General features: G+C 41.8%; 12 protein-coding genes and 3 tRNA genes. 9 read left to right on the plus strand and 6 right to left on the minus strand.

The features are described from left to right. Positions 1-85 precede the first annotated feature (85 nt). Positions 86-511: a GNAT family N-acetyltransferase gene (locus tag V7K15_RS00425; protein ID WP_334902010.1), complete on the minus strand. Its 426-nt coding sequence runs from the start codon at positions 509-511 to the stop codon at positions 86-88. A gap of 14 nt (positions 512-525) precedes the next feature. Between V7K15_RS00425 and V7K15_RS00430 the strand changes: the two genes are divergently transcribed. Continuing rightward, on the plus strand, positions 526-1689 hold the full coding sequence (locus tag V7K15_RS00430; RefSeq protein WP_334902012.1) for a quinone-dependent dihydroorotate dehydrogenase: 1164 nt from the start codon (positions 526-528) through the stop codon (positions 1687-1689). Positions 1690-1713: 24 nt separating this feature from the next. On the opposite strand, the gene V7K15_RS00435 is transcribed toward V7K15_RS00430, so the two are convergent. Further along, complete coding sequence (locus V7K15_RS00435; protein WP_334902013.1) at positions 1714-2439, minus strand: hypothetical protein; 726 nt, start codon at positions 2437-2439, stop codon at positions 1714-1716. A gap of 368 nt (positions 2440-2807) precedes the next feature. Here V7K15_RS00435 and V7K15_RS00440 point away from each other — a divergent pair. From V7K15_RS00440 to V7K15_RS00455, 4 genes are all read left to right on the plus strand, one after another. Further along, a tRNA-OTHER gene (locus V7K15_RS00440) sits at positions 2808-2944 on the plus strand. A 28-nt stretch (positions 2945-2972) separates the two neighbouring features. Then, positions 2973-3098, plus strand: a tRNA-OTHER gene (locus V7K15_RS00445). A gap of 98 nt (positions 3099-3196) precedes the next feature. Beyond that, a tRNA-OTHER gene (locus V7K15_RS00450) sits at positions 3197-3340 on the plus strand. 37 nt (positions 3341-3377) lie between these two features. Continuing rightward, on the plus strand, positions 3378-5000 hold the full coding sequence (locus V7K15_RS00455; protein WP_334902015.1) for a TROVE domain-containing protein: 1623 nt from the start codon (positions 3378-3380) through the stop codon (positions 4998-5000). Positions 5001-5327: 327 nt separating this feature from the next. On the opposite strand, the gene V7K15_RS00460 is transcribed toward V7K15_RS00455, so the two are convergent. Further along, entirely contained in the window at positions 5328-7355 is a 2028-nt protein-coding gene (locus V7K15_RS00460) for a hypothetical protein (protein WP_334902016.1), read from the minus strand. 152 nt (positions 7356-7507) lie between these two features. On the opposite strand from V7K15_RS00460, the gene V7K15_RS00465 reads away from it, so the two are divergent. Further along, entirely contained in the window at positions 7508-8167 is a 660-nt protein-coding gene (locus V7K15_RS00465; RefSeq protein ID WP_334902017.1) for an exonuclease, read from the plus strand. Positions 8168-8491: 324 nt separating this feature from the next. Further along, positions 8492-9838, plus strand: coding sequence for a glutathione-disulfide reductase (gene gorA, locus V7K15_RS00470; protein WP_334902019.1), 1347 nt, complete (start codon positions 8492-8494; stop codon positions 9836-9838). A 363-nt stretch (positions 9839-10201) separates the two neighbouring features. Here the strand turns inward: gorA and V7K15_RS00475 are convergent, their stop codons facing one another. Together V7K15_RS00475 and V7K15_RS00480 are read right to left on the minus strand one after the other, a co-directional pair. Further along, complete coding sequence (locus tag V7K15_RS00475) at positions 10202-12562, minus strand: serine/threonine-protein kinase (RefSeq protein WP_334902021.1); 2361 nt, start codon at positions 12560-12562, stop codon at positions 10202-10204. Positions 12563-12807: 245 nt separating this feature from the next. Further along, positions 12808-12933, minus strand: a complete 126-nt coding sequence (locus tag V7K15_RS00480; protein ID WP_334902022.1) for a hypothetical protein — start codon at positions 12931-12933, stop codon at positions 12808-12810. Between the two features lie 363 nt (positions 12934-13296). Here V7K15_RS00480 and V7K15_RS00485 point away from each other — a divergent pair, with 363 nt between their 5' ends. Both V7K15_RS00485 and V7K15_RS00490 read left to right on the plus strand, forming a co-directional pair. Further along, positions 13297-13818 (plus strand): LabA-like NYN domain-containing protein, encoded by a 522-nt coding sequence (locus V7K15_RS00485; RefSeq protein WP_196517317.1) that lies wholly within the window; start codon positions 13297-13299, stop codon positions 13816-13818. 95 nt (positions 13819-13913) lie between these two features. Then, complete coding sequence (locus V7K15_RS00490; RefSeq protein ID WP_334902024.1) at positions 13914-15515, plus strand: 2-isopropylmalate synthase; 1602 nt, start codon at positions 13914-13916, stop codon at positions 15513-15515. A 204-nt stretch (positions 15516-15719) separates the two neighbouring features. Here the strand turns inward: V7K15_RS00490 and V7K15_RS00495 are convergent. Continuing rightward, positions 15720-16143: hypothetical protein (locus V7K15_RS00495; RefSeq protein ID WP_334902026.1), on the minus strand; the 424-nt coding region annotated here is incomplete at its 5' end.

Below are 16143 nucleotides of genomic sequence, written 5' to 3' on the forward strand. Positions count from 1 at the left end.
GACAAGTCCCAGAGGAAAAGCGAGCGTCATGTACCCAGAAGTACCTAAGATTAATCAACAAAGCGTTCAATCCCATACCAACTGTTTAACTCAGATTAAATAACTTTTGCATGAAGTATCTTTTATGCCCAAGTGGGTAATTTTCTTGAAAAGCAAATACAGTGTAGCCTTGAGATTCATAAAATTTCTTAGCTTGAAACTCTAACGTCTCAAGATGAACCCCTACACAGTTTTGCTTTTGACCTTCTTTTTCGGCTATTTTAAGAATGTTGCTTCCAATCCCTTTGCCGCGTAAGTCTTCTTGAACAACTAAGACTCTGATATAAAGCCAATCGCAACCGATTTCACCCAGAACTCCACCAACAATCAAGCCTGATTCATCTCGTGCAAAAACTGCTATAGATTGCCACTCCGACAACGGAAAAAAATGTTGATTGAATTGGCGAATCATTTGGATGACGGTCATCCGATCCTGCTGAGTTACTTCCGGTTCTACCTGAACTGTAATCATCCTGATAAAAGTTAATGGATATTTATCAATTTGCTATTCGTCCGCTTTTGTTCAATGTGTTAAAAACCGATTCCGAGTGGTTACACCAGCAGACGATTCGCAGTTTTAGTTGGCTATCGCAAACAGGCGATGTCTACGACGGGCTACGCCTACGCCAAAGAGCTAGTTGGGTAAACCAACGCTTACAAAAATCCCTGTGTCTGTACGATTCCCGCCTAGAACAAAATTTATTTGGGCTAAACTTCCCTAATCCCGTCGGGTTAGCAGCTGGCTTCGACAAGGATGGAGTAGCTGCTGGCATTTGGTCTAACCTGGGTTTTGGCTTTGCAGAATTGGGAACTGTAACTTTTCACGCACAGCCAGGAAATCCGCGTCCCCGTTTATTTCGCTTGCCGTTGGATAAAGCTGCTCTCAATCGGATGGGCTTTAATAATCGTGGTGCAGCAGCAATGGCGGCACGTTTGAGACAGGAAAAACAGGAGTTAAGCCATTCAATACCTATAGGGATAAATTTGGGTAAATCTAAGGTAACTCCCCTAGAAGCAGCTGCACAGGATTATCTCGATAGTTTTCACTTACTCAAGGATTTGGGAGACTATTTTGTTGTTAATGTCTCTTCTCCCAATACACCGGGGTTGCGATCGCTCCAAGATGCTTCAATGCTCAGTATCATCTTGAATTTATTACAACAAGAAAATACTACACAAAAACCGATTTTTGTCAAGATAGCGCCAGATTTAGAATGGTCAGCGATCGCTGATATTATAACTCTTGCTAAAACCTACCAATTGGCGGGAATTATCGCTACTAACACCACCATCCGCCGTGATCGACTGAAAACCCAGGTAATTGACCAAACTGGCAAATCACCCCAGGATGAAGCTGGCGGAATTAGTGGTGAACCATTGCGCGATCGCTCCACTGAGGTAATTCGCTTTATTTGGCAGCAAACCCAAGGAAAAATCCCGATTATTGGCGTTGGTGGCATCTTTTCTCCTGAAGATGCTTGGGAAAAAATTACTGCTGGTGCTAGCCTGATCCAGGTTTATACAGGCTGGATTTACGAAGGCCCACTGATGGTACGCCGGATTCTTTTAGGTTTGCTTGTCCTACTAGAACAAAGCGGATTAAATTCCATCAACGAAGCTGTGGGTTTAGAATTCAAAAATCAAAAGTAATTAATATTTTTGAATTTTGAATTGTTATCCTTCTTCCTCCAGTGGGAAAAACTCCTTAATTTTTTCCGAGTATGACCAAGCAATACCATCAGGGTCTTTGCTGCGACTCCACTCTGGAAACTCTGGATCATTTCGCCGTTTATAAACCGTACTGGAATAGACACTTAGCCGTTTGGCAAGTTCAGATTGGATCAGAGAGCCAAAAACTAACTGTTTTTCCAGCGATCGTTTAGCTTGCTCATGGGTTGGCTGTGGGAGTGATTCGGTTTCTGGTTCTTCCTCCTGTGGGGTTGGTGGTGGTGCTAGGAGCGAACGCGCAGTTTTAGTAACTGGTTGAGCAGGAAGCTCTTTAACAGGCTCACTACTGTCAAGGATATTGCCGAGAATGCTGGCAGTTATAAAGTAATAAGACTGACCCGCATCTTCAGAATTAAGTACACTAGCACCAAATTCCGAGGCTTTACCATCCAAGTAGCGTTTTGCCGTTGTTCCAGGAAAATTGCCCCTGATTGCCAAGTCCATTGGTGTCAGTCTGCCCTGATTTTCCCGAACCAACTGATGAAAAATTGGGTTAACTTGCACAGTCCACTGTTGCCATTGATATTCCTGCCAAATCTTGAAGCCAATTACCAGCAGAATTACCGCCAGTAAAATCCTCCAGGTGGCAACCAGGAAAATAATCAAAAACGAGATGGGCAAAAGTAGAACGAGAAAAGCCTTGCCGTTACCTTCTATCGGTTTTTCACTCATACCGATTTTTGCCAAGTGAATTTTAGGAAATAATATATTATATTGGCAAAAATTTGAGTACTTTTTTGTATCTTTTGGCAAATTTGTCGGCAAAACCTTTATTAGGTAAGTGTTATACCTTTATTACCTTCTGCTTATGTGACATGGTGCTGCGATCGCACAAAAGTTTTTTACCAGAGAAAATAAAAGGATTTTAACCAGAGCGATCGCAATACATCTCGGATAATATTCCCCCGAAATTCTGATCAGAGGCTTACTTATACTGCTCATACTTATCTTTCCAAAGCAATAATTTTAAATTAGCTTGCCAGACCCTTGACAACAAACACTACAAATACTACATTAGTAATACAAGTTAACTTTCACCAGTAGCGAATAGCTCAAATGGCAGAGCGCCCACTTACCCGGAAGGGGCGACATATTGAGAGTTATCGCATATAAATAACTTAAACACCCTTGATCGAACTTCTGGAGGTGCAGGTAAAAATCCTGTTCCGTTACACCAAATTCAGTGCTGAGTTTTAAATTGTCATGTGGTGGGTAGCCAAGTGGTAAGGCGCTTAATATCCTTATTCACCCCTTGCCTGCAAAGGCCGACGAATTGAGGGTTATCGTTAAAAACGAGCATTCGCGGGTTCGATTCCCGCTCCACTACACCAAATAATTTTAGATTGAATTTAAAATCTCAAATCGTTCGACTGAGCGTAGCCGTTCGCATAGCGTTCCGCAGGAAAGTCCAAAATCCAAAATTTCCATGTGGCAGGTAGCTCAGTGGTAGAGCGCCGAAAAACATCCTTCTTCACACCTTGCCTGAAAAGGCCGACGAATTAGGGTTATCGCCTGATAAGCCGGATGTCGCAGGTACCCTACGGGAAGCAAGCTACAAATCCTGCTCTGCCACCTTTCATTTTTGCCTGCAAAGGCCGGGAGATGAAGCGATGAATTACAATTTTTTGTCTACGACACGCTCCGCGAACACTAAAAATAAAACAACTACATCACAAAATCAGCCTATCCCCGGACGGGAAGCAGAAATGGTTCAGGGACGTTCCGGCGGCTTTATGTTTGATGCTGGTATTTGGAAAATGCTGCGCCGTTGTCTGTTGGTTGGCACAGCAAAAAGCACTTACTACGCTGGTAAACAGGAATTAACTGAAGATTTTGTGACAGTTGTAAGACTTGCTGTTGCCGAAAATCCCAGCCGTGTAGCAGAAGAAATTTTGTATGCTAGCGATGGACGCGCCATCAATAATAGTGCGCCAATATTAGCTTTGGTGCTGCTGTCGATGGGTGAAGCACCAGAAGCAAAACAGGCGTTTGGTGAAATATTCCCGCAAATTGTTCGGACTGGTAGCCACTTCTACGAATGGTTGAACTACACCAAATCTCTGCGGGGATTTGGCAAAGTAGTGCGGGAAGCTGGTAAAACTTGGCTCTCAAGGGAAGATGTCAAGGGTTTAGCTTATCAACTGTTGAAATATCAACAGCGTCAAGGCTTCTCCCACCGAGATGCGTTGCGGTTGTTCCATGTCAAACCGCCTACAGAAAATCACCGTCAACTATTTGAGTGGGTAGTTAGAGGCTGGGAAGAATTGCCAGCAGATATTCCCTCAGAGGCGTTGGCGCAGATTTGGTGGTATGAGTGGCTGAAGCGAAATCCTACCCAAACCCATGAAGCTATTTCTCAAGGACGCTTAACCCACGAAATGGCTGCACCTGTGGGCAAAATGGACAAGCTTGCTTGGCAGCTGCTATTTCAGGAAATGCCAATAGGTGCAATGCTGCGTAACTTGGGTTCTTTAACTGAACTGGGTGTGTTGCGAGCCGATGAAAGCGCCAATTTGCTGCGAGTGGAAGCAGTTCTTAATCGCAGAGAACATCTGCGTAAAGGTCGCATCCATCCGATTGATGTTTTGAAAGCACTCAAAACATATCAATCTGGTGGAACATTAGGACGCAGCAAGAAAACTTGGAACCCAGTTCCTCGGATTGTGGACATTTTAGAAAAGGCGGTTGAACTGTCTTTTGATGTTGTGCAACCCACAGGTAAAGTGTTCATGCACGCCGTAGACGTTTCTGGTTCTATGGGTAGCTTAGTTGCAGATATGGGGCTGAGTTGTTGTGAAATTGCCACCACAATGGCACTGGTGACAGCAAAAGCGCAGAAAAACTACATGATTCGCGGCTTTGCTACCGAATTCCGTGAATTAGGTATCACTGCTAAAGATAGTTTTAGTTCTGCGGTTAGCAAAGCTAGCAACCAAAACTTCGGTGGAACAGATGCCTCTGTAGCTTACGACTGGATGATTAAGAATAAGTTCAAAGCTGATGTAGTCTGCTTTTGGACTGACTCGGAAAGCTGGGCTGGGAATAAGCATCCAAGTCAAGCGTTGAAGGAGTACCGCAAAAAGGTAAATCCCAACGTCAAGGCGGTGTATGTCAGCTTGATACCTTACCAGATTAGTTTGGTAGATCCTGAAGATTCGCTCTCTTGGGATTTGGGAGGGTTCGACCCAGGTACGCCTCGGATCATCCAAATGCTGGCTACAGATGAATTGTAGATATTGCTGAAGGGTAAAGGATGAAACACTTTATCCTTCATGCTTCATGGCGGGTTATCCTTGTTCACAACTTGCCTTTCGGGGACGTTCGCGAAGCGTGGCGTCAGCCAAGAATTTAGGGTTATCGGTTACATCTCCACCATTGTGGGGATTAGCGGGTTCAATCCCCGCACCCGCCTTTGTTTGATTCAGGACTTACGTAAAGACGCAAAGAAGAAGGCGATTTAATTTTTGAATGGTCGTTTTTCTATTTCAGCGATGGGTAGAAGTAGGGTGTCTTCGATGTGCGATCGCATCTGTAAAACTTGTAAGTTAAAATCTTGCTAATTAAATCAAAAATCTTGCTATGAATGTGCTGCAAGATTGTTCACTTATTTTTAGACTATAAATTGCTTGTTTTACTTCCTTCATTTCTTGCTCAAATGACAGGTTAGTAAATATTTTTAGTGCTTTTTCCAAGTCTACTTGGCTTTCCTCAAAAGCTTCTTTACTTTCGTTATTTTTTATAATTTGATGTAAAACTATTCCTAGCTCATGTAAACTTATCCCACTAAAATAATGACAGCAAGCTAAAGAGCGAAGTACGTTAATCATTAATTTATCTTCTTTAACCCTTGTTGCAATCACTAAAGCTGTTTGAAAAAAATCTTGACTTACTTTAAAACCTCTTTGGCAATATTCAAATTCTTTGTTACTTTCTATAAGCTTTCCTTCTCTTTCGTCGATTATTCCTAATCTGTGTGTAGTTAATGCAAGTTTATAAAGTACTATACCTAAATCACTATAACAATCAACATATTCAAAAATCATATTTCTGACAGCTTGAAAAAAAGCATTATCTAATAGTTTTGGTTCTTTTCTTAATTCTTCAAAACAACCTGCTCCATAAAATTCCATAGTATGATAAACAACTTCTAAGGCAAGAGTTTCCTGTTTAGTAAGTTCTTGTTTTACTGCTGTTTCTGCATTTTCTATATTTAGATATGTTTGTTCTTGAGTATCATTCACTTTCGTACAAGTAATTTTTGGGATAATTGTTTGGCAGTTATCAGATATTAATGTATATAAAAATTTTCCGGCTTCAGTATGAGATTTTCCCCAATCATTTGTTAATTTAAGTCTTTCTATCGCTTCTTCACGGATAACTTCATACAAATAGTATCCTTCTTTACTAAACTTTACTAAAGCCCTATCTTTTAAATCTCTGAAAAATCGAGTTTTTTTTCGCTCATTTTGCTCATCCCAAAGCAAGCAAATGACTCCTTTTTCATGTATTACAGGAATATATTGATAACGGTAACATCCTAATCGGCATAAAAGTTTATAAGCTTGGGGATTATCTCGTTGAAGTTTGTTAAACTGGCGTTGAACGAGCTTTTCTAAAGTTGGATGCCTCAATATATCATCACGATTATCCTGCCAGTAAACTTTTAGAATTCCTTGTGATTCCATTAAAATCTCAGGACTAAGGAGAGACATAGCTAAGGCATTTCCGCCATAGGCTCGGTTCATTTCATGAATAGCATCAGTATCTATAATAATGTTCCGGCTAGCAAAATAATCTTCCCACGCGTCATATTTCAACTCTTGCAGATGATAAGGTTGAAAATTTTTTAACTTTATTACGTCGGGTTCATGCAGCAACTCACGGCTTGTGATCAGGGTGACTGACTGCACACTCTGATGACCTAGTACTGTTAATAGTTCTACATAGTGGTTATTATCTGCTTCTACGAATACGCCATTTATCAAAGCAGGTTCGAGGTTATCAATTAAGAAACCTAGTTTTCGATTTTGGAGCTTGCTTTTTAATTGATCAAGCATAGTTATAAAATCTTGTTCTTGATTCTCCTTAAAGTAATCTCTTAATTTGAACCTTACCCAGTTTTCTATTGAGTTTAGATTCTGGGGTGTACTTCCTACATGCAGTTCAAGATATTCTAAACCTTGAAGCTCAAACCATTTTGTAGCCAACGTTGTTTTACCTATACCGCCCTCTGCGTGAATTAGAATAACTTTTGTACCTTCGTTAACAAGGTTATTGAGGTGTGCGATCGCATCCTCACGCCCCACAAAATTGGAACCATTAGATGTCGTGTCTTGAAACTGCTCTGTTTCAGATTTAGTGTCTTTAGGTAAATCCGCCACTTCTTGCCAATCCAGATCCAACTTAAAGCAAATTTCCTTGAAAACTTGATGTTTAACAGGTTTTCCTGCCAGGAAGTTTCCAATTGGCTGACGAGTACTTAAATCCACCTCGCTTGCAAATTCATTTTGTGTCCATCCGGTGCGTTCAAAAGCTCTTTTTACCTTTTCTAACTTTTCTAGAGATACTCGCAGTGATTTCATTGCCATAGTCTAACCACACATCCTGTGTCTACTTGAACCCCTAGAATTGAAAATCCTACTCAACTAATACCCAAAATCATACATTTCAAGAACTTTACCCCTACTCAATCTTATACATTAACCCTCGAAGCTAGTTGATGTAGTCATTCACAACACTTATGAAATCTACCTACATCAACGGACGATGCTACTATCAAGGCAATGGTGGCGTTCTTCTTCCTGCTGTCACCACAGTTTTAAAAGCGACACAGCCACCAAAGTCTCTAGCCGCCCTTTCCTATTGGCGCAATAAAGTTGGTAACGTGGAGGCAAATCGAATCGCTGCTAACAGCCGCCGTCGAGGAAACGCCTTACATCAGTTAATTAAGGAACACCTGCAAGGCTACTCGCCCAAACCTGACAACAGCCTGATTCAGCTTTACTGGGATAGCGTTCAATCTGTGCTAAATAAACTTAGCGATGTTCAACTGGTTGAGCAAGTTGTTCCTAACTATCAGGAACTTTACGCCGGGAAAGTTGATTTAGTCGCTCGTTATCAAGGTGTTCCGTATTTAATTGAATGGACTACAGCCGAGGAACCAAAACTGAGATTTGATAAGCTTTATGACAAGCCTTTACAACTAGCTGCTTATGCTGGTGCGATAAATCGGTATTATAGCGATCGCCTTTTTAACTCCAAAATTAACCATGCTCTTATCGTTGTAGCCTTGCCAGGTGAAGAAGCAGAGATTTTTGAATTTGATCGTGCAAGGCTAATTCATGTCTGGCATCAATGGCTTAATCGGCTGAATTTTTTCTTCAGTGCAGTTGCTGCCTAAAAGCGCGATCGCATACCCACCCGAACTAGGCGATGTCTACGACGGGCTACGCCTACGCAAACATTTACACCTTGTAAAATAAAAAGGATGCTTTTTGACAACATAATGTAATATAACTTAGTAATAATCGAGCGATGCCTACGGCGGGCTGCGCCTACGCTGTTCCTTTTGGATGTAATTGCGATTAATGCGGCAATGTGCTACATATCAGCCTGGTTTCATCCCAAATTGTCCACCCAAAGACAGTAGATGAAGTTTTGTGTGAATAACTATAAGGGATGAAATAGCTCTGCTTTCCAAACAGTCAAAAAGGAACAGATTTTTATGACATTTGATTACGATTTGTTTGTCATTGGTGCTGGCCCTGGGGGATTGGCAGCAGCTAAAAAAGCAGCTAGTTACGGTGTACGTGTCGCCATTGCTGAACAAGAAGCCATCGGTGGAACTTGTGTAAATCGCGGTTGCGTTCCCAAAAAACTGATTGTCTACGCTGCTGACTTCGCCCTGCAAAATCAAGTAGCACACAGTTATGGGTGGAGTGACTGTCAAACATACTTTGACTGGACATTATTTATTAAGTCAGTACATCAGCATATTGACAGGGTTAACCAATCCTATTTTCAGCAATTGCAAAAAGCTGGAATTGAACTAATTTCTGAATATGCCACTTTCATCGATACCCATACTATCAATATTGATGGGCGCAAAGTTACAGCAGACAAAATTTTAATTGCTGTCGGCGGACAACCCCTCAAGCCCAACATCCCAGGTATAGAATACGCCATCACATCCCGCGAGATGTTTCAGCTACCTTATTTGCCGAAACGTTTAGCAATTATTGGCGGCGGCTACATTGGTGTCGAATTTTCCAGCATGATGCACGCTTTCGGTTGCGAGGTGACGGTGATTGAAAAAGACGAGATGATTTTATCGGGGTTTGATGATGACATTCGCTCTGCTGTACACCAAGGTTTGAGTAAACGCGGAATTAAGTTATTCACCAATAGCACCCTTGAAGAAATCAAATTCTCAGATGAGTGTTTGTTGTTAACTATTACTGGTGAGAGCCAAGAAATAATTACAGCAGATACCATCTTAGTTGCCATAGGTTACGCTCCCAATACCAAGAATCTTGGTTTGGAAAATGCCCATGTTGAACTTGGCGAACATGGTGCAATTAAAGTAGATGAATACAGCCGCACCAGCCAAGAAAACATTTTTGCTGTGGGTGACTGCACCAGCCGCGTGCAATTGTCTCCAGTCGCTCAAGCAGAAGGTATTGCCTTTGCCGATACAGTTTTTGGCAATAAGCCGCAAAAACTGAATTATGATTATGTGCCCACTGCTGTTTTTTGCCGTCCAGAAGCGGCTAGTGTGGGGATGACGGAGGCAAAAGCACGGGAAAAATTTGGTGAATCTGTACAATGCTACTGCACCCAGTTCCAACCACTGTTGTATCAGCTAATCGAACAGAATGAGCCAACCACTATGAAGTTAGTGTTAAATGGTGATTCTGGGCAAGTTTTGGGTGCTCATATGGTGGGTGAACACGCAGCAGATATCATTCAAAGCCTCGGCGTGGCAATTCGCAAGGGCATTACCAAGGAAGACCTGGATGAAACCATAGGCATTCATCCCACGGCAGGAGAAGAATTTCTGTCGTTAAAATAATTCGTAATTCGTAATTCGTAATCGAAGAACGTCACATCTTAATCCTTCTTTAACGCTGCGCTATCTGTTGGCGCAGCCCGCCGTAGGCATCATAACTTTCCAAGACAAATTTTGAATTTTGAATTTGTTTAACTAAAATTCTGAGGGTTTAAGTCAAGAGCTTCTAACAAAGGGCAAATTTTGTGGCGGGGTTTAAATCCTCTAAGCATCAATACGGTTGGGTTAAGGATAATTGTAGATTAGGTTGAACGAAGTCAAACCCCTATGCATTACTTAATTACGAATTACGTTAGCGTAGCGGTAGCGAGTCCGCGTTCGCTTTTAGCGTCTCGGAGAGAGCGTCATTACGAATTACGAATTATTTTAATCTTGTCCTTCTGAGCAAGATTTTGTGGGAGCGCCTAAATCGTCTAAAGTATTCATTAATAAGTCATCCTGTGGCATAGGGTATATGCTTTGGGAATTTACAACATCGTCAAAAGCTTCAAGTTCCTCAAGAGCTTCAAGAGCCTCTGATGCAGACTGATATCGCTGTTTGAAGTCATCCAGCACCATTTTACTGAGAATCTTCGCTAGGGACTGGCTCACTTGCGAGCGTAGTTTACCGCCGTAGGCACCGCTCCATTTGATCTCTCCATCAGCATCTCTATCTAGCTCACGGGGCGCTATACCAGTTAAAGCTTTAATCCCAACCATGCCGACTGCATAGATATCACTACTGTAGTGTGGACGCCCAAAACATTGCTCGCTTGGTGCGTAACCCTGAGTACCAATGCCAATGGTGAAGGGGGTTTGCTCTTGAGGTTCAAGCTGTTTTGTGCTGACTTCTTTGACGGCTCCAAAGTCAATCAGTACCAGTTTACCGTCTGAATGTCGCCGGATGATATTGCTGGGCTTAATATCCCGATGAATCACGTTGTTTTTATGAACAAATGTTAATGTTTGCAATAAATCCCTGACAATTTTGATCACTGCAATTTCATCAATTGCTCTACCTGCTGGGAGTTCCTGATTTAAAGGATGACCAATTATCTGTTCTTGCACTAAATAAAATTCTTCATCTTCTTCAAAATACGCCAAAAGTTGAGGGATTTGAGCGTGCGTTCCCAATTTTTCTAATGTTTGCGCCTCTGAGTTAAAAAAACGTCTGGCAATTTGCAATCCTTCGGGTTTGGTGTTGGCTGGTTTTAGTTGCTTGACAACACATCGCGGATTACCAGGACGTTGGGTATCTTCGGCAATGTAGGTTTCGCTGAATCCACCAGAACCGAGAACTTTGACAATTTTGTAGCGTTGAGCCAGGACTTTCCCTGATAAGGCTAAATCTCGTTGCTGGATTAGTCCTTGGAAGTCATCTTGTTGGCTGATAATCTCTTGGACAACGGGGGAGGTTTTATACTTCTGAAAAATGTCTACTAATTGGCGTTTTCTGATGCTTTCTCTGACTAATGAGGTTCCCAGATAGCAAAGTCCGATCATTGCGATCGCAATCATTGGTACAGTAGTAGGAAAAATTAACTGACCATAAACAAATAACCCATAGCTAATTCCTACCCAAGTACCAGAGAGGGTGAGGCTAGATATAAATCTATTGATACTACGCTTGCGTGTGCTAATCATCAAGGCTGTACTGCCAACTAGAATTAGCACAAATAAACCCCGCAATGGTAGGCTGTTAATTCCTGGGGCGATCGCTTTACCTGACATCAAAGTGGCGATCGCATTGGCGTGAATTTCCACGCCCGACATGAATTTATTGCTCTTGCTAATCGGGACTGGATAATAATCATTGTTTAACTTATCTGTTGCCCCAATCAGCACGATCTTGTTTTTGAACACCTTTCCCTGCTGCAAATAGGTGTTCCAGTTTTGCGGATCGAGTACCTGCCAAAAGGGTATTTGCTCAAATGTCCCCGCAGTTCCCCAAAAATAAATGCGATCGCCCTTTGGTCGGGGATAATTTACTTGTGCTGCTCTAAGAGCTGCTTCATCAAAAGAGGGTAGCTTCTCGATCAAATTATCTTCAGGTAACAACTTAGAAAATTCACTCGCCAATCGATGAACTTTACCATCCACCTCTACAGGGAAATTTACTGAGCCAATGGACACAGAACCAGTACGAAACATCTGTTGTGGGTCTATCAGTTGCATAAAAGACCCTTGGTGCGTCTGGGAATTTTCGTAGACGGCGGCTAAAGTAACTTTGCTGCCATATTTTTGCAATGCTGCTTGGAGTTGGCGATCGTCAGTAACTCCATAACTACTTGGCGTGTCAAAAACGACATCTAACGCTACAGATCGGACACCTGCTTTGATTAACTTTGTGATTACTTGGGCATATGCAGCACGTTGATAAGGATAAGATTTCAGTGTTTCTAGGTAGGTATATTGTTTCGGATCTGTTTTATAGTACTGTTCGGGAACTGATATTGACTGATCGTCTATTGCTAAAATTACGATGTCTTCTGGAGGTACAATCGGCCCACGCAGTTGAAAAAAGTCAGAAAGCGCCTGATTTTCGCTCAATTGAACCAATTCCCCACCAGAAGCACTCAGCAGTGCCGCCCCCATTACCCAAGCACCAGCGAGGAGATGACCTAAGCGAACCATCCACTTGGACTGGCGAGCCGATGCTGTGGAAGTTACTTTTGTCGGTTTACTTGACAGTCTATTGGCAAGAGAGACATAGTTTTTAGTTAAGGTAGATGTAGGTTCTTCTGCCATATCGTGTTACTGAGTGATTTAAGTCCAACACTTTTATTTATTCAGACCACGTTTTACTACAAGCACATTGAAATAAGACTTAAATGACAATCTTATACATTTGTAAAGTATCTTCTATTCATCAACAAACTTTTATTACCAGAGCTAGCCCCCAAGAGATTAGGCATTGCCTAACTTATTCTTTTTCTGTTGAGTGAGTTATAAAAGAGTGATTGTCTCACAGTTCAGAGCCGGATATACTCCGCCTATGCATTTGGTTGCGGCGAGATTTTACCCCAACCCAACCAACAGGTAGGTTCGTAAGTCGATGCTCTATCAGAAGCTGTCCCAAGCCCGTCTTCTGTCTCTGGTGCAATATTGGTACTCCCCACAAAGCGTGTCCTGATGGTGAAAGCTTTACTTATAGATAGGCATTAACTTATATCCTACCTTAAGCCTATGCTATACCTCTTTAGGAGTAAAATTTAGTGTTATACAGCGATGAATGCTGTTACTGGGTCAATTTTATTGGTAGATTTTGATCACAGAGTAGCTCTTGCAGTGCCGGAGGTGAATAAGGTTTAGCACCCAGTATCTCAACTCCAATGTTGCAACCGTTTTTATGCCTTGAAAGAGGTAGGATAAAAGCTATAGTTCAAAGGCTACTTTATAGATATTAGCAAACTTGTCATTAGAGAATTGCTATAATCTATTGTTCAATCTAAATTCATTTATATTATTAGGTGTAAATTTGTATGGGTTCTCCAATGAATCGTCTGTCTATTTTTGTAGACGGAAACAATATGTTCTATGCTCAACAAAAAAATGGTTGGTTTTTTGACCCTCGGCGAGTCTTAGAATACTTCAAACATGAGCAATCAGAAACAACATTAATTAATGCATTCTGGTACACTGGCTTAAAAGACCCACAAGATCAGCGAGGTTTTAGAGATGCTCTAATTAGTCTAGGATATACAGTTAGAACTAAAATTCTTAAAGAATATTATGATGATACGTCTGGTCGTTACTCGCAAAAAGCGAATTTAGATATTGAAATTGTTGTAGATATGTTTAATACAGTAGATCAGTATGACCGAGTAGTATTATTCAGTGGCGATGGAGATTTTGAAAGAGCAATCGAACTATTACGCTCCAAAAATACACATATAACGGTAGTATCAACAGAAGGGATGATAGCGAGAGAGCTACGTAATGCTACTGATAGATATATAGATTTAAATGATATCAGAGAACAAATAGAAAAAACTGAAGGTTAGTAGCCTTAGCAATTTTTTACAAAGGTAAGAGTAAAAGAAAAACTAAGGTTGAAGATATATTAAGCCACAAGTACAAACTAAACAACAAACCGCAAATGACAAACAAAACAGATCGAGTCATCATTTTTGATACGACATTGCGAGATGGAGAGCAGTGTCCAGGAGCCACTCTGAATATAGACGAAAAGCTAGTTATTGCCAAGCAATTAGCGCGTCTGGGTGTGGATGTAATTGAAGCAGGCTTTGCCTTTGCTAGTCCCGGAGATTTTGAAGCAGTCAAGAAGATTTCTCAAATTGTCGGGATAGAAAATGGCCCGATAATTTGCAGTTTGGCAAGAGCGATAAAAGCAGATATTGAAGCAGCCGCCGAAGCATTAAAACCAGCAGTTAACGCTAGAATTCACACATTTATTTCGACATCTGATATTCATTTAGAGTATCAGTTGCGGAAGTCACGGGCAGAAGTCTTAGCGATCGCCGAAGAAATGGTAGCTTATGCTAAATCCTTCATGACAGATGTAGAATTTTCCCCGATGGATGCAGCTCGTACTGATCCAGAATTTCTTTATCAAGTGTTAGAGGCAGCGATCGCAGCTGGTGCAACAACAGTTAACATTCCCGATACTGTGGGTTACACCACCCCTAGCGAATTTGGAGCCATAATTAAGGGGATTATCGAAAATGTCCCCAACATCGACCAAGCGATTATTTCCGTTCACGGTCATAATGATTTAGGCTTGGCAGTTGCTAACTTTTTAGAAGCCGTGAAAAATGGCGCACGGCAACTAGAATGTACAATCAATGGGATTGGCGAACGTGCCGGAAATGCCTCACTAGAAGAATTGGTGATGGCCTTGCATGTGCGACGACAATATTTTAACCCCTATTTGGGAAGAGCAGCAGATTCTCAAGAATCCCTGACAAATATCGACACTAAGCAAATTTACAAAACTTCACGCTTAGTTTCTAATTTGACGGGAATGTTAGTACAAGCAAATAAAGCGATCGTGGGGGCGAATGCCTTTGCTCATGAGTCTGGGATTCACCAAGATGGTGTGTTAAAAAACAGGCTCACCTACGAAATTATGGATGCCAAATTGATTGGCTTGACAGACAATCAAATAGTTTTGGGTAAACATTCAGGGAGAAATGCTTTCCGCACTCGGTTGAAAGAATTGGGCTTTGAACTGTCGGATACTGAATTAAATAAAGCATTCGTCAGATTCAAAGATGTAGCAGATAAAAAGAAAGAAATTTCTGATTGGGATTTGGAAGCGATCGTTAACGATGAAATCCAACAAGCGCCTGATTTGTTCCGTGTAGAGTTGGTGCAAGTTTCCTGTGGTAGCAACGCCCGTCCCACTGCTACAGTTACCCTGCGTACCCCAAATGGTGAAGAATTAACTGATGCTGCGATCGGTACAGGGCCAGTGGATGCAGTTTACAAAGCCATCAACCGGGTAGTGAATGTGCCCAACGAGTTGATTGAGTTTTCTGTGCAGTCAGTAACGGCTGGTATTGATGCCATTGGAGAAGTGACGATTCGTTTACGTTATGAATCTAGGGTATTTTCAGGTCATGCGGCGAACACAGATATCATCGTGGCATCCGCGCAAGCTTATGTAAATGCGCTGAATAGGTTGTATTCTGCATTGCAAACTCAAGAAAAGCCAGAGGAAGTATCTGCACTGCATTAGACCTTTTGCATAATTTGAGATTTGTTAAACAAAACGCTTATATTAGGACTCATATCTGAGTTCGGCATCGTTGTTTTTACCTCTAAAATCGCCCCCAATCGTCGCCCCCATTAGACAGGGTAAGGATTTGAGGTATTTAGTACATTTGTATCTCCCCAAAAGTCAGTTATCGCCCCCAACCCTCCCCAATTTTTGGGGAGGTGGTTAGGAGTTGTTTCTAATTAACTGTAATAGTATCGATTTAAGGCTTTGCAGTGCCGCGTTTGTGGTGCGCTGGTGTTCTTCAAAGTTACGTTGGTGCTGTTCTTGACTATCGCGTAACTCAAGTAACACATCATCCAAAATCGCACTACGACCTAGCACACGGTCAACGTTGCTGGTTAGTTCTCTCATTTCCTGGCTGAGTTCATCCAATTGAGCTTGGGTGCTAGCTTGTCTAATGGTTAAATTGTCTAATTGTTCTTGTGTGTTAGCTTGTCTTTCAGCTAAACCTAAAATTATTTGTTCTATCCGGTCAACACGGTTGGGAAAGGGGTGCGATTCGTTGATTAGTGAATCACGGTATCCAGCCCGTACATAACTAATCCAGCCCGTCAGCAGATTACTGACACTAAAGGCTGAACTCTCG

The organism is Nostoc sp. (genome assembly GCF_036919815.1).
GTDB lineage: Bacteria > Cyanobacteriota > Cyanobacteriia > Cyanobacteriales > Nostocaceae > Nostoc.

Coding starts and splice junctions, on each gene's coding strand:
- V7K15_RS00460 (WP_334902016.1), bottom strand. CDS start 7,355: ATGGCAATGAAATCACTGCGAGTATCTCTAGAAAAGTTAGAAAAGGTA.
- V7K15_RS00475 (WP_334902021.1), bottom strand. CDS start 12,562: ATGGCAGAAGAACCTACATCTACCTTAACTAAAAACTATGTCTCTCTT.
- V7K15_RS00490 (WP_334902024.1), top strand. CDS start 13,914: ATGACAAACAAAACAGATCGAGTCATCATTTTTGATACGACATTGCGA.
- V7K15_RS00455 (WP_334902015.1), top strand. CDS start 3,378: ATGAATTACAATTTTTTGTCTACGACACGCTCCGCGAACACTAAAAAT.
- gorA (WP_334902019.1), top strand. CDS start 8,492: ATGACATTTGATTACGATTTGTTTGTCATTGGTGCTGGCCCTGGGGGA.
- V7K15_RS00435 (WP_334902013.1), bottom strand. CDS start 2,439: ATGAGTGAAAAACCGATAGAAGGTAACGGCAAGGCTTTTCTCGTTCTA.
- V7K15_RS00485 (WP_196517317.1), top strand. CDS start 13,297: ATGGGTTCTCCAATGAATCGTCTGTCTATTTTTGTAGACGGAAACAAT.
- V7K15_RS00425 (WP_334902010.1), bottom strand. CDS start 511: ATGATTACAGTTCAGGTAGAACCGGAAGTAACTCAGCAGGATCGGATG.
- V7K15_RS00465 (WP_334902017.1), top strand. CDS start 7,508: ATGAAATCTACCTACATCAACGGACGATGCTACTATCAAGGCAATGGT.
- V7K15_RS00430 (WP_334902012.1), top strand. CDS start 526: ATGGATATTTATCAATTTGCTATTCGTCCGCTTTTGTTCAATGTGTTA.